At 65.0% G+C, this 15,847-nt stretch carries 14 protein-coding genes; 5 read left to right on the top strand and 9 right to left on the bottom strand.

What is annotated here, in order from left to right; all coding sequences use genetic code 11:
• Positions 1-20: 20 nt before the first annotated feature.
• From mrdA to QCE62_RS00615, 4 genes are all read right to left on the bottom strand, one after another.
• On the bottom strand, positions 21-2,285 hold the full coding sequence (gene mrdA / locus QCE62_RS00600) for a penicillin-binding protein 2 (protein ID WP_309913124.1): 2,265 nt from the start codon (positions 2,283-2,285) through the stop codon (positions 21-23).
• Between the two features lie 121 nt (positions 2,286-2,406).
• Positions 2,407-2,919, bottom strand: coding sequence for a rod shape-determining protein MreD (gene mreD / locus QCE62_RS00605; RefSeq protein ID WP_309806941.1), 513 nt, complete (start codon positions 2,917-2,919; stop codon positions 2,407-2,409).
• Positions 2,916-4,040 carry a rod shape-determining protein MreC gene (gene mreC, locus QCE62_RS00610; protein ID WP_309913127.1) on the bottom strand — a complete coding sequence of 375 codons (1,125 nt, stop codon included), beginning with the start codon at positions 4,038-4,040 and terminating at the stop codon, positions 2,916-2,918. Before mreC ends, mreD begins: the two co-directional genes overlap by 4 nt.
• A gap of 238 nt (positions 4,041-4,278) precedes the next feature.
• Positions 4,279-5,322: a rod shape-determining protein gene (locus QCE62_RS00615; RefSeq protein ID WP_004189550.1), complete on the bottom strand. Its 1,044-nt coding sequence runs from the start codon at positions 5,320-5,322 to the stop codon at positions 4,279-4,281.
• Positions 5,323-5,699: 377 nt separating this feature from the next.
• Between QCE62_RS00615 and gatC the strand changes: the two genes are divergently transcribed.
• From gatC to QCE62_RS00640, 5 genes are all read left to right on the top strand, one after another.
• Entirely contained in the window at positions 5,700-5,999 is a 300-nt protein-coding gene (gatC, locus tag QCE62_RS00620; protein WP_309811305.1) for an Asp-tRNA(Asn)/Glu-tRNA(Gln) amidotransferase subunit GatC, read from the top strand.
• 89 nt (positions 6,000-6,088) lie between these two features.
• Positions 6,089-7,585: an Asp-tRNA(Asn)/Glu-tRNA(Gln) amidotransferase subunit GatA gene (gatA, locus tag QCE62_RS00625; RefSeq protein ID WP_309913129.1), complete on the top strand. Its 1,497-nt coding sequence runs from the start codon at positions 6,089-6,091 to the stop codon at positions 7,583-7,585.
• Positions 7,585-9,057 (top strand): Asp-tRNA(Asn)/Glu-tRNA(Gln) amidotransferase subunit GatB, encoded by a 1,473-nt coding sequence (gene gatB, locus QCE62_RS00630; protein WP_309919516.1) that lies wholly within the window; start codon positions 7,585-7,587, stop codon positions 9,055-9,057. The genes gatA and gatB overlap by 1 nt, the downstream gene beginning before the upstream one ends.
• 82 nt (positions 9,058-9,139) lie before the next feature.
• Positions 9,140-9,979: a PPK2 family polyphosphate kinase gene (locus tag QCE62_RS00635; RefSeq protein ID WP_309913131.1), complete on the top strand. Its 840-nt coding sequence runs from the start codon at positions 9,140-9,142 to the stop codon at positions 9,977-9,979.
• A 55-nt stretch (positions 9,980-10,034) separates the two neighbouring features.
• Positions 10,035-10,820, top strand: a complete 786-nt coding sequence (locus tag QCE62_RS00640; RefSeq protein ID WP_309913133.1) for an exodeoxyribonuclease III — start codon at positions 10,035-10,037, stop codon at positions 10,818-10,820.
• 12 nt (positions 10,821-10,832) lie between these two features.
• Here the strand turns inward: QCE62_RS00640 and QCE62_RS00645 are convergent, their stop codons facing one another.
• The 5 genes from QCE62_RS00645 to QCE62_RS00665 form a co-directional block, all read right to left on the bottom strand.
• Complete coding sequence (locus QCE62_RS00645) at positions 10,833-11,654, bottom strand: M48 family metallopeptidase (RefSeq protein ID WP_309913135.1); 822 nt, start codon at positions 11,652-11,654, stop codon at positions 10,833-10,835.
• 89 nt (positions 11,655-11,743) lie between these two features.
• Entirely contained in the window at positions 11,744-13,030 is a 1,287-nt protein-coding gene (locus QCE62_RS00650) for an AmpG family muropeptide MFS transporter (RefSeq protein ID WP_309913136.1), read from the bottom strand.
• A 44-nt stretch (positions 13,031-13,074) separates the two neighbouring features.
• Positions 13,075-13,683, bottom strand: a complete 609-nt coding sequence (gene metW, locus QCE62_RS00655) for a methionine biosynthesis protein MetW (RefSeq protein WP_309913138.1) — start codon at positions 13,681-13,683, stop codon at positions 13,075-13,077.
• A complete protein-coding gene (locus QCE62_RS00660) occupies positions 13,680-14,825 on the bottom strand; it encodes a homoserine O-acetyltransferase (protein WP_309913140.1) in 1,146 nt (381 codons plus the stop codon). Before QCE62_RS00660 ends, metW begins: the two co-directional genes overlap by 4 nt.
• Before the next feature lie 232 nt (positions 14,826-15,057).
• Positions 15,058-15,807 (bottom strand): pyrimidine 5'-nucleotidase, encoded by a 750-nt coding sequence (locus QCE62_RS00665; protein ID WP_309913142.1) that lies wholly within the window; start codon positions 15,805-15,807, stop codon positions 15,058-15,060.
• Positions 15,808-15,847 lie beyond the last annotated feature (40 nt).

The following is a 15,847-nucleotide window of genomic DNA, read 5'->3' on the forward strand; positions in this document are numbered from 1 at the left end:
CAGTTGCATGACGGTTTCCTTTATTCGTCGATGCCGCCGGTCGGCGCAAGCACGCGCACGCCGTCGTTTTCGTTGCCGCGCACCATCGAGGGCGCGCTTTCCGCCGGGCGTTTCTTCGGCACGGGCGTGCGGCCGGGCGCGGACGCGGGCAGCGCCGCGGCGGACGCGGCGCGCGGCTTCTGCGCTTTCGCCGCGGAGGCGGGCTGCGCCGGCGCCGAAGCCGCTTTCGCGACAGCGGGATTCGAGGCCGCCTGCGGCGAAAACGCCGGCGACGACTTCGCGACCGACGCGGGCAACGCAGCCGCGGCGGGCGACTCGGTGCCGCCGATCATCGGCAGGCCGGCATCAGTCGTGGCGGACGCCGCGGCGGCCACGGCAGCCGCTTCGGCGCCCGGCTTGAGGCGGTCGACGAGGTAGTAGTCGAGCACCTTGCGCGCGATCGGACCCGCCGATTCCGCGCCCCAGCCGCCGTTCTCGACGATCAGCGCAAGCGCGATCGTCGGATGGTCCGCCGGCGCGAACGCAGTGAACAGCGCGTGGTCGCGCAGATGCTCGGCGAGCGCATGGCCCTTGTAGTTCGAGCCTTGCAGCGAATAGACCTGCGCCGTGCCGGTCTTGCCCGCCGCCTGATACGGCGCGCCCGCGAACACTTTCGCTGCGGTGCCGTTGTTGACGACGCCTTCCAGCGCGCGCTTGATGAAGTCGATGTCCTTCTGCTGCACGTTGATCTTGTTGCTCGGATCGCGCACGACGACGCGCATGGCCTTGCTGATCGGATTCTCGATGTCGCGCACGAGGTGCGGCTTCATCACGACGCCGTTGTTCGCCAGGGTGGCCATCGCGTGCGCGAGTTGCAGGATCGTGAACGAGTTGTAGCCCTGGCCGATGCCCAGGCTGATGGTTTCGCCCTCATACCAGCGCTGCTGTTCCGGCCGGCGATACGCCTTGCGCTTCCATTCGGTGGACGGCAGGATGCCGCGCGCCTCGCCCGCGATGTCGATGCCGGTGATCTGGCCGAAGCCCCACGGCTTCATGAAGTTGGCCATCGCGTTCACGCCGAGGTCGTGGGCCAGCATGTAGAAGTAAGTGTCGTTGGATACGACGATCGCGCGGTTCATGTCCACCCAGCCCTGACCCGAACGCACGTCGTTGCGGAAGGTGTGACCGCCGAAGGTGTACGAGCCCGGATCCTGGAAGCCCCAGCCCGGCGTGCGCTTGTGCAGCGTGAGCGCGGCCAGCGCCATGAACGGCTTGTAGGTGGAGCCCGGCGGATAGGTGCCGTGCAGCGGCCGGTTCAGCAGCGGGTGATCCGGCGAGTTGTTGAGCGCGTCCCAGGTCTGCTGGTCGATGCCGTCGACGAAGGAGTTAGGATCGAAGCTCGGCGCCGAGACGAACGCGAGCACGTCGCCGGTGGACGGCTCGATTGCGACGAGCGCGCCGCGCTTGCCCGCGAAGGCCTGCTCGGCCACCTGCTGCAAGCCGATGTCCAGCGACAGCACGAGGTTGTTGCCAGGCGTGGCCTGCGTGCGCGACATCGTGCGCACCGGACGGCCGCCCGCCGTCACTTCCACTTCCTCGAAGCCGGTCAGTCCGTGCAGCTCGGTTTCGTAACTCTGCTCGACGCCGATCTTGCCTACGTAATCCGTACCCTTGTAGTTGTTGGCATCGAGGCGCGGATCGTAGTGGTCGGAGTTTTCGTCGTTGGCGTCGCTGGCGTCGTCGATGCGTTCCTGATCGCGCTGCGAAATGCGCCCGATGTAACCGATCACGTGTGCGGCCGTCATGCCGAGCGGATATTGCCGGAACAGCCGCGCGCGCACTTCGACGCCGGGAAAGCGGAAGCGCTGCGCGGTGAACTTGGCGACTTCGTCGTCGGTGAGACGCGTGCGGATCGGCAGGCTTTCGAAGTTCTTCGAGTCTTCCAGCAGCTTCTTGAAGCGCCGGCGGTCGCGTGAGTCGATCGGGATGACTTGCGCGAGCTCGTCGATCACTTCGTCGAGCGTGCCGTTGATCTTCGATGGCGTGATTTCGAGCGTGTACGCCGAGTAGTTCTTCGCCAGGATCACGCCGTTGCGGTCGGTGATGATGCCGCGATTCGGGACGATCGGCGCCACCGAGATGCGGTTCTCGTTCGCCTGCAACGAATACTTGCTGAAGTGCCAGACCTGCAGATACAGGAAACGCAAGCCGATCAGCCCGAAGCAGACGAACACGAACAGGCCCGCCGCCGCGACGCGGAGGCGGAACCTGGACAACTGTTGCTCGGTGTTCTTGATTTCGGTCATGCGCGTTGTGTGCTTCTTGTGTGCTTCGTGTGCGATCCGGTCGGCTCGGGTCTCGCGATTCAAGTGTAGTCCGCGCGCGGGCGCTGCATCGGCTGGCGCCAGATTGCGGCGGCGGGGCCGGTCAGATCGGGCGGGTGTCGTCCGGATCGGCGGCGCGGCGCTGCGGCATCAGCAGGAAGAAGCTCGCGACCGGCCACAGCAGCGCTTCCACGAAACCGTTGATCAGATAGCTCCAGCCCGGAAAGGCGGCGCCCGTCATCAGGCGGATCACGAACGGCACCAGATGCGCGCCGACCAGCAAAGGCGCCACGACGAACATCTGCACCGGCAGCGCCATCCACAGCACGCGACGGTGGATGGTGATCGCGCCGTAGGACAGCAGCGTGTAGGCCAGCGCGTGCTCGCCCAGCAGGTTGGCATTGTGGACGTCCATCAGGATGCCCAGCATGAACGCGATGCCCATGCCGACCTTGCGCGGCTGATGCACGTTCCAGAACAGCAGCACGAGCGCGACGAAGTCCGGCACGCCGATCAGGCGTCCCCACGGCATCAGGTTCAGCAGGAAGGCGGCGGCCAGGCTGAAGGTGATGAAGTACGGATTGACCGGCTGCAGGATGTATTGCGGGCGGTTCATCGCGCGGCTCCCGATGACGCGGGCTTGGGCATGTGCGCTTTCTTCGACGGCCGCGCCGCCGGATTCGATGCCGCCTTCGGCGCGGCGGACTTCGCGGCGGGTTTTTCAGCCGGCTTCCCTGCGGGCTTTTCCGCCGCTGCGGGCGCGGAGCCCGCAGCTGGCGCCGATGCGCCGCTGGCCCCGGCTGCCACCGCCGCCGATTTCGCCGCGGGCTTCTTCTTGCCCTTGTTTTCCTTCGCTTCCTTGGCCGCGGCGGCAGCTTCCACTTCGACCGGATTCGGCGGCTCGTTACGGTTGTAGTGCAGCACGAGCAGCTGGCGCGCGCCGCGCACCGCCGCCACCGGCACACAGACCACGCGTGCGAACGCCGTGTCGGCCTGCTTGTCGACCCGCAGCACCTTCGCGACCGGCAGCCCCGGCGGATAGATGCCGTCGAGGCCGCTGGTCACGAGGTCGTCGCCGGCCTGCACGTCGGCGCTGATGGGCACGAAGCGCAGGTCGAGCGTGTCGCCCTTCGGCGTGCCGTAGATGACGCTGCGCAAGCCCGTGCGGGCGATCTGCACCGGCACGGCCTGATCCTTGTCCGTGAGCAGTGTGACTTCCGACTGCAACGGGAACACGCGCGTCACCTGGCCGATCACGCCGTCTTCAGTGACCACCGGCGCGCCGTCCTGGATGTTCTGCTGCGAACCCTTGCCGATCACGACCTTCTGCGTGAAGGGATCGCGCGTGTCGTACTGGATCTCGGCGGGGGTTTCGTCGGTCGAGGCGCGCGATTGCAGGTTCAACAGCGCGCGCAGATGCGCGTTCTCGACGGCGAGTTGCGCCGCGTCGCCGGCCTTCACGGAGAGTTCGAGGTTCTTGTCGGCGAGCTTCTTGTTCTCGCTGCGCAATGTGGCGCTGGTCACGGCGAGATCCGCCGCGCCCATGAAGATGTCGCGCGGCACGAGCGCGGCGCGCTGCAGCGGATAGAGCCCCGCGCCGAGCATGCCGCGCACGATTTCCAGCGTGCTGAAACGCGCGTCCGAGACGAGCAGTGCGATCGCGAGGACCACAAAGAAGATCAGGCGCGCGAGCGCGGAAGGGCCTTGCTTGAAAAGGGGCGGCGGACTGTATTCCATGGTCGGCGCCGAGGGCGTGAACGGATGGATCGATGCTGCAGGCTTGGCCGCTCGAAGCGGGGCCTGCCCTACGCGGGTTCGACAACGGCCCGGACGCCTGCCGGACCGTGTTCGCGTCGCGTTACGCGGGACATTGTAGTGGCCGTGCCGGAGGCCGCGCAGATTGTCCGCGGACGGGTGTCCGCGCAAGTATCAGCGGGCGTTGCGGCGGCACTGCCACGGAGCGGCACGGAGCGTCTTACTCGTAGGAGAAGATGCTGCCGAGCTTGTCCATGCGCTCGAGCGCCATGCCCGAGCCGCGCACCACGCAGGTCAGCGGGTCTTCGGCGACGAGCACCGGCAGGCCGGTTTCTTCGGCGAGCAGGCGGTCGAGGTCGCGCAGGAGGGCGCCGCCGCCCGTCAGCATCATGCCGCGCTCGGCGATGTCCGCGCCGAGTTCCGGCGGCGTCTGTTCCAGCGCGATCTTCACCGACGACACGATCTGGTTCAGCGGATCCGTCAGCGCTTCGAGAATTTCATTGCTCGAAATAGTGAAGCTGCGCGGAATGCCTTCCGAGAGGTTGCGGCCCTTGACTTCCATTTCCTTGACTTCGGAGCCGGGGAAGGCCGAGCCGATTTCCTTCTTGATGGCTTCGGCGGTTTGCTCGCCGATCAGCATGCCGTAGTTGCGGCGGATGTAGTTGACGATGGCTTCGTCGAACTTGTCGCCGCCCACGCGCACCGAGCCCTTGTACACGATGCCGCCCAGCGAGATGACGCCGACTTCCGTCGTGCCGCCGCCGATGTCGACCACCATGGAGCCGGTGGCTTCCGACACGGGCAGGCCCGCGCCGATGGCCGCGGCCATGGGTTCTTCGATCAGGTACACCTGGGAGGCGCCGGCGCCGTGCGCGGCTTCCTTGATGGCGCGGCGCTCGACCTGGGTGGAGCCGCACGGCACGCAGATGATGATGCGCGGCGACGGCGAGAACATGCGGGATTCGTGCGCGGTCTTGATGAACTGCTTGATCATCTGCTCGGTGACGGTGAAGTCGGCGATCACGCCGTCCTTCATCGGCCGGATGGCTTCGATGTTGCCGGGCACCTTGCCGAGCATCTGCTTGGCTTCCTTGCCGACCGCCTGGATGGTCTTCTTGCCGTTGGGACCGCCTTCCTGGCGAATGGAAACGACCGAGGGCTCGTCGAGGACGATGCCTTTGCCGCGCATGTAGATCAGCGTGTTGGCGGTGCCGAGGTCAATCGCCAGGTCGTTGGAGAAATAGCTGCGCAAAAAACCGAACATTCAAAAATCCTGTCTCGCTGGGGATGGCCGTTCGTCGCTCGGAGCGCCGGAAACGGCAGCGGAAAAGTAACGGTTTGCGGGGCGGCGAACCGACGCCGCAAGCTGCAAAACCGGGAGAAAATCTACCGCAGATTGGATGGTCCGATGCAAACGTTTCTCGCAAGGGACGAATCCAGGGAGAAAGCCGCTGACAGGCCGATCCAGAGGTGAGTCGAACGTGTAATGATACCTTATAATTTGGGGGCATCTACAGGAAATGGATGGCATCCGCCGTCATCCCCAAGCCTGCTTCCGAGGGCTCCTTCCAGATTCGTAACTGGCTGACGCAGCTAGAGTTTTCGCAACTGGGGCTGTCCACGCTTTTCTCCGGTGATCCCATGTCTTTGACCCTGACCGACGTAAAACGCATCGCGCATCTGGCGCGGCTCGAACTGCCCGACCACGAAGCCGAACCCACACTCGCGCGGCTCAATGACTTCTTCGGCCTCGTCGAGCAGATGCAGGCCGTCGATACGACCGGCATCGAACCGCTCGCGCATCCGATCGAACAGATCGAGGAAGTCGCGCTGCGTCTGCGCGACGACGCTGTCTCAGAGCGCGTTGATCGCCAAGAGTTCCAGCGTTCCGCGCCTGCCGTGCAGGACGGCCTGTATCTCGTGCCCAAGGTGATCGAATAAGTCACGGCCGCCGGCGCCCTGCGCCGGACTGGGCGACACAGCGACATCGCGCGCGGCCACACCAGGACCGCGCCCATCAGGGAACTGCAATGCATCAAAAAAGCTTGACCGAATTGCGCGCCGCGCTCGACTCGAAGGACATCTCCGCAGTCGAGCTGGCGCAAACGTATCTGCAGCGCATCGAGGCCGCGAAGGACCTGAATGCGTTCATCGGCGTGGATCGCGAACTCACGCTCGAACAGGCGAAGGCCGCCGACGCGCTCATCGCCCAGGGCAATGCCGGCGCGCTGACCGGCGTGCCGGTGGCGCACAAGGACGTGTTCGTCACGCGCGGCTGGGCATCCACGGCCGGCTCGCGCATGCTGGAAAACTATGCGAGCCCGTTCGATGCCACCGTCGTCGCGCGCCTGAAGCAGGCCGGCATGGTCACGCTCGGCAAGACCAACATGGACGAGTTCGCGATGGGCTCGTCGAACGAGAACTCGTACTTCGGCGCGGTCAAGAATCCGTGGGATACGAAGGCCGTGCCGGGCGGCTCGTCGGGCGGTTCGGCGGCGGCGGTGGCCGCGCGTCTCGCGCCTGCCGCGACCGGCACCGACACCGGCGGTTCCATCCGCCAGCCCGCGTCGTTCTCGGGCATCACGGGTATCAAGCCTACGTATGGCCGCGTGTCGCGCTACGGCATGATCGCGTTCGCGTCGTCGCTGGATCAGGGCGGCCCGATGGCGCAGAGCGCCGCCGACTGCGCGCTCCTGCTCAACGCGATGTCCGGCTTCGACGAGCGCGATTCCACCAGCCTCGAACGCGAGAGCGAGGACTACACGCGCCATCTCGGCACGAGCTGGAACGGTTCGGACGACGCGAGCCAGCCGCTCAAGGGCCTGCGCATCGGCTTGCCGAAGGAGTATTTCGGCGCGGGCCTGGCCGACGACGTGCGCGCGTCCATCGACGCCGCGCTGAAGCAATACGAAGCGCTCGGCGCCACGCTCGTCGACGTCTCGCTGCCGCAGACCGAGCTCTCCATCCCGGTGTACTACATCATTGCGCCGGCGGAAGCGTCGTCGAACCTGTCGCGTTTCGACGGCGTGCGCTACGGGCATCGCGCGGCCGATTACCGCGACCTGCTCGACATGTACAAGAAGTCGCGCGCGGAGGGCTTCGGGCCGGAAGTGAAGCGCCGCATCCTGGTGGGCGCCTACGTGCTGTCGCACGGCTACTACGACGCGTACTACCTGCAGGCGCAGAAGATCCGCCGCATCATCGCGCGTGACTTCCAGGAAGCGTTCACGAAGTGCGACGTCATCATGGGGCCGGTGGCGCCGTCGGTGGCGTGGAATCTCGGCGAAAAGGCCGACGATCCCGTGCAGATGTATCTCGCCGACATCTACACGCTGTCCGTGAGTCTCGCGGGCCTGCCCGGCATGAGCGTGCCGTGCGGCTTCGGCGCGGGCGCGAACGCGCAGCGCCCGGTCGGCCTGCAGATCATCGGCAACTATTTCAACGAAGCCCGGATGCTCCAGGTCGCTGACGCGTATCAGCGCGCGACCGACTGGCACCGTAAGGCACCATCGGCAGCGGGAGTCTGATCATGCAGTGGGAAGTCGTCATCGGTCTGGAAACGCACGCGCAGCTTTCCACCGTCTCCAAGATTTTTTCCGGCACGGCCACGCAGTTCGGCGCGGCGCCGAACACGCAGGCCAGCCCCGTCGATCTCGCGCTGCCCGGCGTGCTGCCGGTGATGAACCGCGGCGCCGTGGAGCGCGCGATCCGCTTCGGCCTCGCCATCGGCGCGCACATCGCGCCGCGCAGCATCTTCGCGCGCAAGAACTACTTCTATCCGGACCTGCCGAAGGGCTATCAGATCAGCCAGTACGAGATTCCGGTCGTGCAGGGCGGACAGCTGACGATCCAGGTGCCGGCCAACGAAAAGGCCGGCAAGGAAGCCTATTCGAAGACCGTCAACCTGACGCGCGCGCATCTGGAAGAGGACGCGGGCAAGTCGCTGCACGAAGACTTCGCGGGCATGACGGGCATCGACTTGAACCGCGCGGGCACGCCGCTGCTCGAGATCGTCACCGAGCCGGAAATGCGCAGCGCCGCGGAAGCGGTCGCGTATGCGAAGGCGCTGCACGGTCTCGTGATGTGGCTCGGCATCTGCGACGGCAACATGCAGGAAGGCTCGTTCCGCTGCGACGCGAACGTCTCGGTCCGGCCGATGGGGCAAGCCGAGTTCGGCACGCGCGCCGAAATCAAGAACCTGAACTCGTTCCGCTTTCTCGAAGAAGCCATTCAGTATGAAGTGCGCCGCCAGATCGAACTGATCGAGGACGGCGGCACGGTGGTGCAGGAGACGCGTCTGTACGACCCGGACAAGCGCGAAACCCGCTCAATGCGCAGCAAGGAAGACGCGCACGATTACCGCTATTTCCCGGACCCGGACCTGATGCCGCTGGTGATCGAGGCGTCGTGGATCGAGCGCGTGAAGGGCGAGATGCCGGAGCTGCCGGCGAACATGCAGCAGCGCTTCGTCGAGTCCTACGGCCTCACGCCGTACGACGCGGGCGTGCTGACGGCATCGAAGGCGATGGCGTCGTACTTCGAGGCGCTCGTGCAGAAGGCCGGCGCGAACCAGGCGAAGATCGCCGCGAACTGGATCATGGGCGATGTGTCGGCCCAGTTGAACCGCGAGTCGCTGGAGATCGGCGAGTCGCCGGTGTCGAGCGCGCAACTGGCGCTGATCATCCAGCGCATCGCGGACGGCACCATCTCGAACAAGATCGGCAAGGACATCTTCCTGTCGATCTGGGAAGAGAAGGCCACCGACGAAGGCGCGGCGGACCGCATCATCGAGGCGAAGGGACTGAAGCAGATCTCGGACACCGGCGCGCTCGAAGCGATCATCGACGACGTGCTCGCGGCGAACCAGAAGTCGGTCGAGGAATTCCGCGCCGGCAAGGAAAAGGCGTTCAACGCGCTGATCGGCCAGGCGATGAAGGCGACAAAGGGCAAAGCCAACCCACAGCAAGTCAACGAATTGCTGAAGAAGAAGCTATCCTGAGCATCCGAATCACGCATGAACGGGCTGCTGCCGGTTAAGCCTGGCCGCAGCCCGTTTTCATTGGCGACGCCAAAGAACAGACATGGCAAAGAAACCTGAACTGGACGATTTCCGCGTCCCTTTCTTCGACGCGGACAAGAAGCTGAAGCCCTTCGACCTGAGCGCCGTCGATCCCGCCGCGAAGCCGTTCTCGCTCGGCTCGAAGGACGCGGACCGCGAACGGCTCGCGGCGATCGGCGCGCAGCTCGACGACCTGCAGGAAAAGCTCCATGCGCAGCGTCGTCAGCGCGTGCTGCTCGTGCTGCAAGGCATGGACACGAGCGGCAAGGACGGCACCGTGCGCGCGGTGTTCCATGACGTCGATCCGCTCGGCTTGCGCATCGTGCCGTTTCGCGCGCCGTCGGAACGCGAAGCCGCGCATGACTTCCTGTGGCGCGTGCACGCGCAGGCGCCGATGGCCGGCGAATTCGCGGTCTTCAACCGCAGCCACTACGAAGACGTGCTCGTGCCGCGCGTGCTGAAGACCATCGACGCCGACGAATGCGAGCGCCGTTATCGTCATATCCGCGACTTCGAGGCGCTGCTCGCGGACAGCGGCACGACGATCGTCAAATGCTTCCTGCATATTTCGAAGGACGAGCAGCGCGAACGGCTGCAGGCGCGCATCGACGATCCGACCAAGCACTGGAAGTTCGATGTCTCCGACCTCGAAGCGCGCAAGCAATGGGACGCGTATCAGGACGCCTACGCCGCCGCGCTCGGCGCGACCTCGACGGAAGAAGCGCCGTGGACCATCATTCCGGCCGACTCGAAGACGCATCGCAACCTGATGGTGGCGGAACTGCTGCTGCGCACGATGCAGGGCATGAAGCTGGAATTCCCGGCGGCAAAGGAATCGCTGAAGGGCGTGAAGGTGGAATGAGTCGGGAAGATCGAGAAGAACAACCCAGGCAACGAACCCAACAAAAAGGAAGCGTATGTTCCGCGTGATCACCGCCAATCTCAACGGCATCCGTTCGGCCGCGAAGAAAGGCTTTTTCGACTGGTTCGGCGAGCAGAAATCCGACGTCGTGTGCGTGCAGGAAATCAAGTGCTCGCAGGACGACCTGACGCCCGAATTCCTCGCGCCGCACGGCTTTCAAGGCTACTTCCAGCATGCGGTGAAGAAGGGCTACAGCGGCGCGGGCCTGTACACGCGCCATGAACCGGACGATGTGATCATTGGCTTCGGCTCGGCGGAATTCGATCCGGAAGGGCGCTATGTGGAAGCGCGCTTCGGCAAGCTCTCGGTGGTCTCCGTGTACGTGCCGTCCGGCTCCAGCGGCGACGAGCGCCAGCAGGCGAAGTATCGCTTCATGGACGAGTTCATGCCGCATCTCACCGAGCTTTCGCAAGAGCGCGAAGTGATCGTGTGCGGCGACGTGAACATCGTTCACAAGGAAATCGACATCAAGAACTGGAAGAGCAACCAGAAGAATTCAGGCTGCCTGCCCGAGGAGCGTGCGTGGCTCACGAAGCTCTTCGACGACGTCGGCTATGTCGACGTGTTCCGCACCCTCGACACGCGCCCCGAGCAGTACACGTGGTGGAGCAATCGCGGCCAGGCGTATGCGAAGAACGTCGGGTGGCGTATCGACTATCAGATCGCAACGCAGGAAGTGGCCGCCACGGCGAAGCAGACCTCGGTCTTCCGCGACATCAAGTTCAGCGATCATGCGCCGCTGACCGTCGATTACGACTGGAAACTGGGCAAGAAGAAGTAATGCAGGCGGGGCTCAGCGGCCGGACTTCTTGAACCGGCCGAGTCCCGCATAGTTCGGCAACTGGTCGATGGTCTTGCCGACCGCCTTCGCATACAGCGGCATCATGTCCGGCATGCGCTTGAGCAGATCCTGCCTGCGGTCCGGCCCGTAGGGATGCAGCCAGATGAAACCGTCGTCGCTGCGGCGCGTGCCGGTATCGATCTTGTTCCACAACGTGACGGCTGCGCGCGGATCGTAGCCCGCGCGCGATGCAATCTCGCTGCCGATGACATCGGCCTCGGTTTCGTCGGCGGGGGAATAGCGCATCGACATCAGTTGGTCGCCGATATCCGGCTGTTGCGACCCATAGTTCGACAAACCCAGATACTGCGGCATCGCGCCCGCGCCCAGTTGCGCGGCCTGCTGCCTGCCGAGCCGCTCGCGCGCGTGCTCGCGCAGCGCGTGGGCGATGTCGTGGCCGATCATCATGCCGATCTCGTTGTCGTTCAGATGAAGCCTGTCGATCAGCCCGCTATACACGATGATCTTCCCGCCCGGCAGACACACCATGCGCTCGTCGGACGACTTGATGACGTTGATTTCCCACTTCCAGTTCTTCGCGCGGTCGTTCCACTTGAGCGCGAACGGAATCTCGTGATTCGCGATGTCGCGCACGCGCTTGACCAGCGGATTCGTGTCCGGCAGAAGCGTCTTGTCGCGCTGGGCGTCGTGGATGACCTGCGCGTATTCCTGCGCGGATTGTGCTTCGAGCGTCGCGGGCGGAATCAGATTGCGAAACAGTGCGGTATTGCCGAAACGAATCTGGTTGTTCGGCGCGGTGTACGGCGCCGGCATGCTCTTCTCGTCCTGAGCGTGCGCGGACAAGGGCGCGCAAGTCGCCCATGCCAGTACGCAAAGCAAGGCTCGGCGCGAGTAAGACACCGTCATCGTTGAGTTCTCCAGGGCGCGATTTTGGGCAACAGTAACATGCCCGGCAGCGACAGCGCGACGCAGATCAGGAAGTACGGAAACCAGCCGGCCTCGCTCACGAGATAGCCGCTGCCCGCTGCGGCAAAGGTGCGCGGCACGGCCGCGAGGCTTGTGAAAAGCGCGAATTGCGTCGCGGTGTAGCGCGGGTCCGTGGTGCTCGCAATGTACGCGGTGAAGGTGGCGAGCGTGAGGCCGGTCGCGAAGGTTTCGAAGCCGTACAGCACGGCGAGCGCCAGCGGCGAAGGCCCGATCTTCGCGAGCCACGCGAAGCCGAGCGTCGCGATGATCTGCAATGCGCCGAAGATCCACAGCCCGCGCGCGATGCCGATCTTCACCAGCGCAATGCCGCCGAGCAGGCCGCCCGCGATGCTTGCCCAGAACGCGACCGCCTTGGCGATCACGCCGATCTGCGTGAGCGAGAAGCCGATGTCGAGGAAGAACTTGGTGGCGAGCGCGGTCGCCATGGTGTCGCCGAGCTTGTACAGGAAGATGAAGCCGAGCACGAGCAGGGCGGCGCGCCAGCCGTCGCGCGTGACGAATTCGTGAAACGGCTCGACGATCGCTTCGCGCAGGCTCTTCGGCGGCGTGCCGTGAATCTGCGGCTCCTTGACGACGAGGGTCATGATGAGCCCCGGCAGCATGAAGGCGGCGGTGATGATGAACACCGTCTTCCACGGCAGGAAGCCCGCGAGGATCAGCGACAGCGAGCCGGGCACCAGCCCCGCGACCTTGTAGGCGTTGACATGGACGGCATTGCCGAGGCCTTGCTCGGTGTCGGCGAGCAGTTCGCGCCGGTAGGCGTCGATGACGATATCCTGACTGGCGCCGAAGAACGCCACCAGCGCGGCCACTGCCGCCACGGACCAGATGTTCTGTTCCGGCGAGAAGAACCCGAACGAGCCGATCGCCAGCATGACGAGCACTTGCGTGACGAACATCCAGCCGCGCCGCCGGCCCGGACGCCAGCCCGGAAAGCGCGGGACGAAGCGGTCCATCAGCGGCGACCAGACGAACTTCCACGTGTACGGCAGTCCGATCAGCGCGAACAGGCCGATCTCCTTCACATTGACGTGAGCGGTGGTGAGCCAGGCCTGCAACAGGCTGAACAGCGTGAACAGCGGCAATCCGGACGTGAAGCCGAGAAAGACGCAGATGAGGATGCGCGTGTTGAGAAACGCGCGCCAGCCTGGATGTTCTTCGTGAGCGGTTAGAGCGGGCGCCTCGTGTGGCGTATCGGGCATGTCGTGTACGGGCAGTGGTCGATGCGTGAGCGCACCGGCGGCTTTTACCGGCGCTTCACGCGATAGACCGCAAGACTACCACGCCAGTTCGCGCCCCAACGGACCACCTGCCCGCCATGCAGCACCACGCGATCCAGGATCTTGATGCCCACTTCCGGCGCCAGCGCCTCGAAGTCCTCGATGGTCAGCACGCGCACGTTCGGCGTGTTGTGCCATTGATAGGGCAGCGAGCGCGACACCGGCATGCGTCCCTGCAATACCGAGAGCCGGTGCTGCCAGTAGCCGAAATTCGGAAACGACACGATGCATTGACGTCCGACGCGTACGGTTTCGCGCAGGATCGCGGCCGTCTGGTGAATGGTCTGCAAGGTCTGCGAGAGGACCGCGAAGTCGAAGCTGTCGTCCTCGAAGAGCCGCAGGCCGTCTTCGAGATTCTGCTGGATCACGTTCACGCCCTTCTGCGCGCACGCGAGCACGCCGGCATCGTTGATCTCGATGCCATAGCCCGTCACGTCGAGCTCCTCGCCGAGCAGCGAGAGCAGTGAGCCGTCGCCGCAGCCGAGATCGAGCACGGTCGAGCGCGGCTCCACCCAGCGCGCGATGGCGCGAAAATCCGAACGCAGCGCGAGCGAATCGAGTGTGTTCTGGTTCATGCGCCGATCTCCGTGGCAATGCGCTCGTAATAGGCGCGCATCAGGTTGTGATAGCGCGCGTCGTCGAGCAGGAAGGCGTCGTGGCCGTGCGGCGCATCGATTTCGGCGTAGCTCACCGTGCGCTTGTTGTCGAGCAGCGCCTTGACGATCTCGCGCGAGCGCGCCGGCGCGAAACGCCAGTCGGTCGTGAAGCTCGTGACGAGATACTTGGCCTGCGTGTTGGCCAGCGCCTTTGTGAGATCTCCGTCGAAGGCCTTCGCGGGATCGAAATAATCCAGCGCGCGCGTGATCAGCAGGTAGGTGTTCGCGTCGAAGTATTCCGCGAACTTGTCCGCCTGATAGCGCAGATACGACTCCACTTCGAACTCGACGTCGAAGTTGAAGTTGTAGGCATCGAGCGCGCCTTCGGCTCGCCGCAGCGCGCGGCCGAATTTCACGGCCATGTCGTCGTCGGAGAGATAGGTGATGTGGCCGATCATGCGCGCGACGCGCAGGCCGCGGCGCGGCTTCACATCGTGCGCGTAGTAGTCGCCGCCGTGGAAGTCGGGATCGGAGAGGATCGCGGAGCGCGCCGTTTCGTTGAACGCGATGTTCTGCGCGGAGAGCTTCGGCGTCGAGGCCACGACGATGCAATGCCCGAGCCGCTCCGGATACATCATGCTCCACGCCATCGCCTGCATGCCGCCGAGACTGCCGCCCATCACCGCTGCGAAGCGCTCGATGCCGAAGCGATCGGCCACGCGGGCCTGCGCATGCACCCAGTCTTCCACCGTGATGACGGGAAAGCGCGCGCCGTAGGGTTTGCCGGTGGCGTGATCGACGCTCATCGGGCCGGTCGAGCCGAAGCACGAGCCGAGATTGTTCACGCCGATGACGAAGAAGCGGTTCGTGTCGAGCGGTTTGCCCGGCCCGACCATGTTGTCCCACCAGCCGACGTTCTTCGGTTCGCCGGCATACACGCCCGCGACGTGATGCGAGGCGTTGAGCGCATGGCACACGAGCACGGCATTCGAGCGCGCGGCGTTGAGTTCGCCATAGGTTTCGACGACCAGTTCATAGTCGGCGAGCGACGAGCCGTTCTGCATGGCAAGCGGCTCGGTGAAGCGCAGGGTCTGGGGCGTGACGATGCCGATCGATTCCATTCATTCCGCCTTGTTCGAGCGGCTAAACGGGTGTCGGCGATGCGCGAGGGAAAGCGTGCGCGGCTGACGACCTCTTTAGCCGCATTTATAGTGAACCTCGCGATGATGCCCCGTGAGGTTCGCGCGCCCGCAATCGAGTCAGCAAATCGGCGCGTGTGAGTGGTACGAGAAAATCTCGTTAGCGAGGAAGTATAGCGGAAAACGTCATAAGGCCGCCGGGGCGGCGCCTGGCTCAGCGCATTGCGCTGCCGCGCATGCCGAGCGTCAGTGCGCGCAGCGAGCGCACCGTGCGGTCCACGTAATGCGGCCGTCCGATGCCCGGCAGGCGCGTCGACAAACCGCCGCTCGAGGTCTTCGCCACCGGCAAGTGCCCGACGATCCACACCGTGCGGATGCCGAGCCGCCGGTAACTCTTCAGATGTCCGCGCGTGTCCTCGACCAGGATCGCGTCGCGCAGATGCACGTGGGCGCGGCGCATTTCCCGGCGCAGCATCGTCGCGTCGGGCTTGGCGCGCCAGCGCTCGCCTTCGCGCATGTCCTCGATGGCGATCACGCGCTCGAACAGCCGGCCGATGCCCAGTTCCGCCATGACCGCGCGCGCATAGAGCGTCGGCGCGTTGGTGAGCACGATCTTGCGGCCCGGCAAGGCGCGCAGCATGCGCGTGAGGCCGCGCTCGGCGCGCACCATCGAAGGCAGGTCGGGAAAGGTGTGCACCACGCGCAGGAAGTCGGCGGGATCGACGCCATGATGCTTGACGAGACCCAGCAGCGTCGCGCCGTAGCGCACCGTGTAGCCGACGCGCAGCCGGTTGGCTTCGTCGATGTCCACGCCCAGCCGGTCGATGATGTACTGCGTCATGCCGCGGTTGATCGCCGGGAAGATGGCGTGCGAAGCGTGATGGAGCGTGTTGTCGAGGTCGAAGAGCCAGACAGGGCCGCGCGTTTTCACGTGACGACGGCGAGCGGGACGTTGCGGAGTCATGGTGTTGTTGCCGGGCGCCAAAGAAAACGCCCGCGCGGGG

Origin of the sequence: Caballeronia sp. LZ033, from assembly GCF_031451265.1 — a bacterium.
In the GTDB taxonomy this organism is placed as follows: Bacteria; Pseudomonadota; Gammaproteobacteria; order Burkholderiales; family Burkholderiaceae; genus Caballeronia.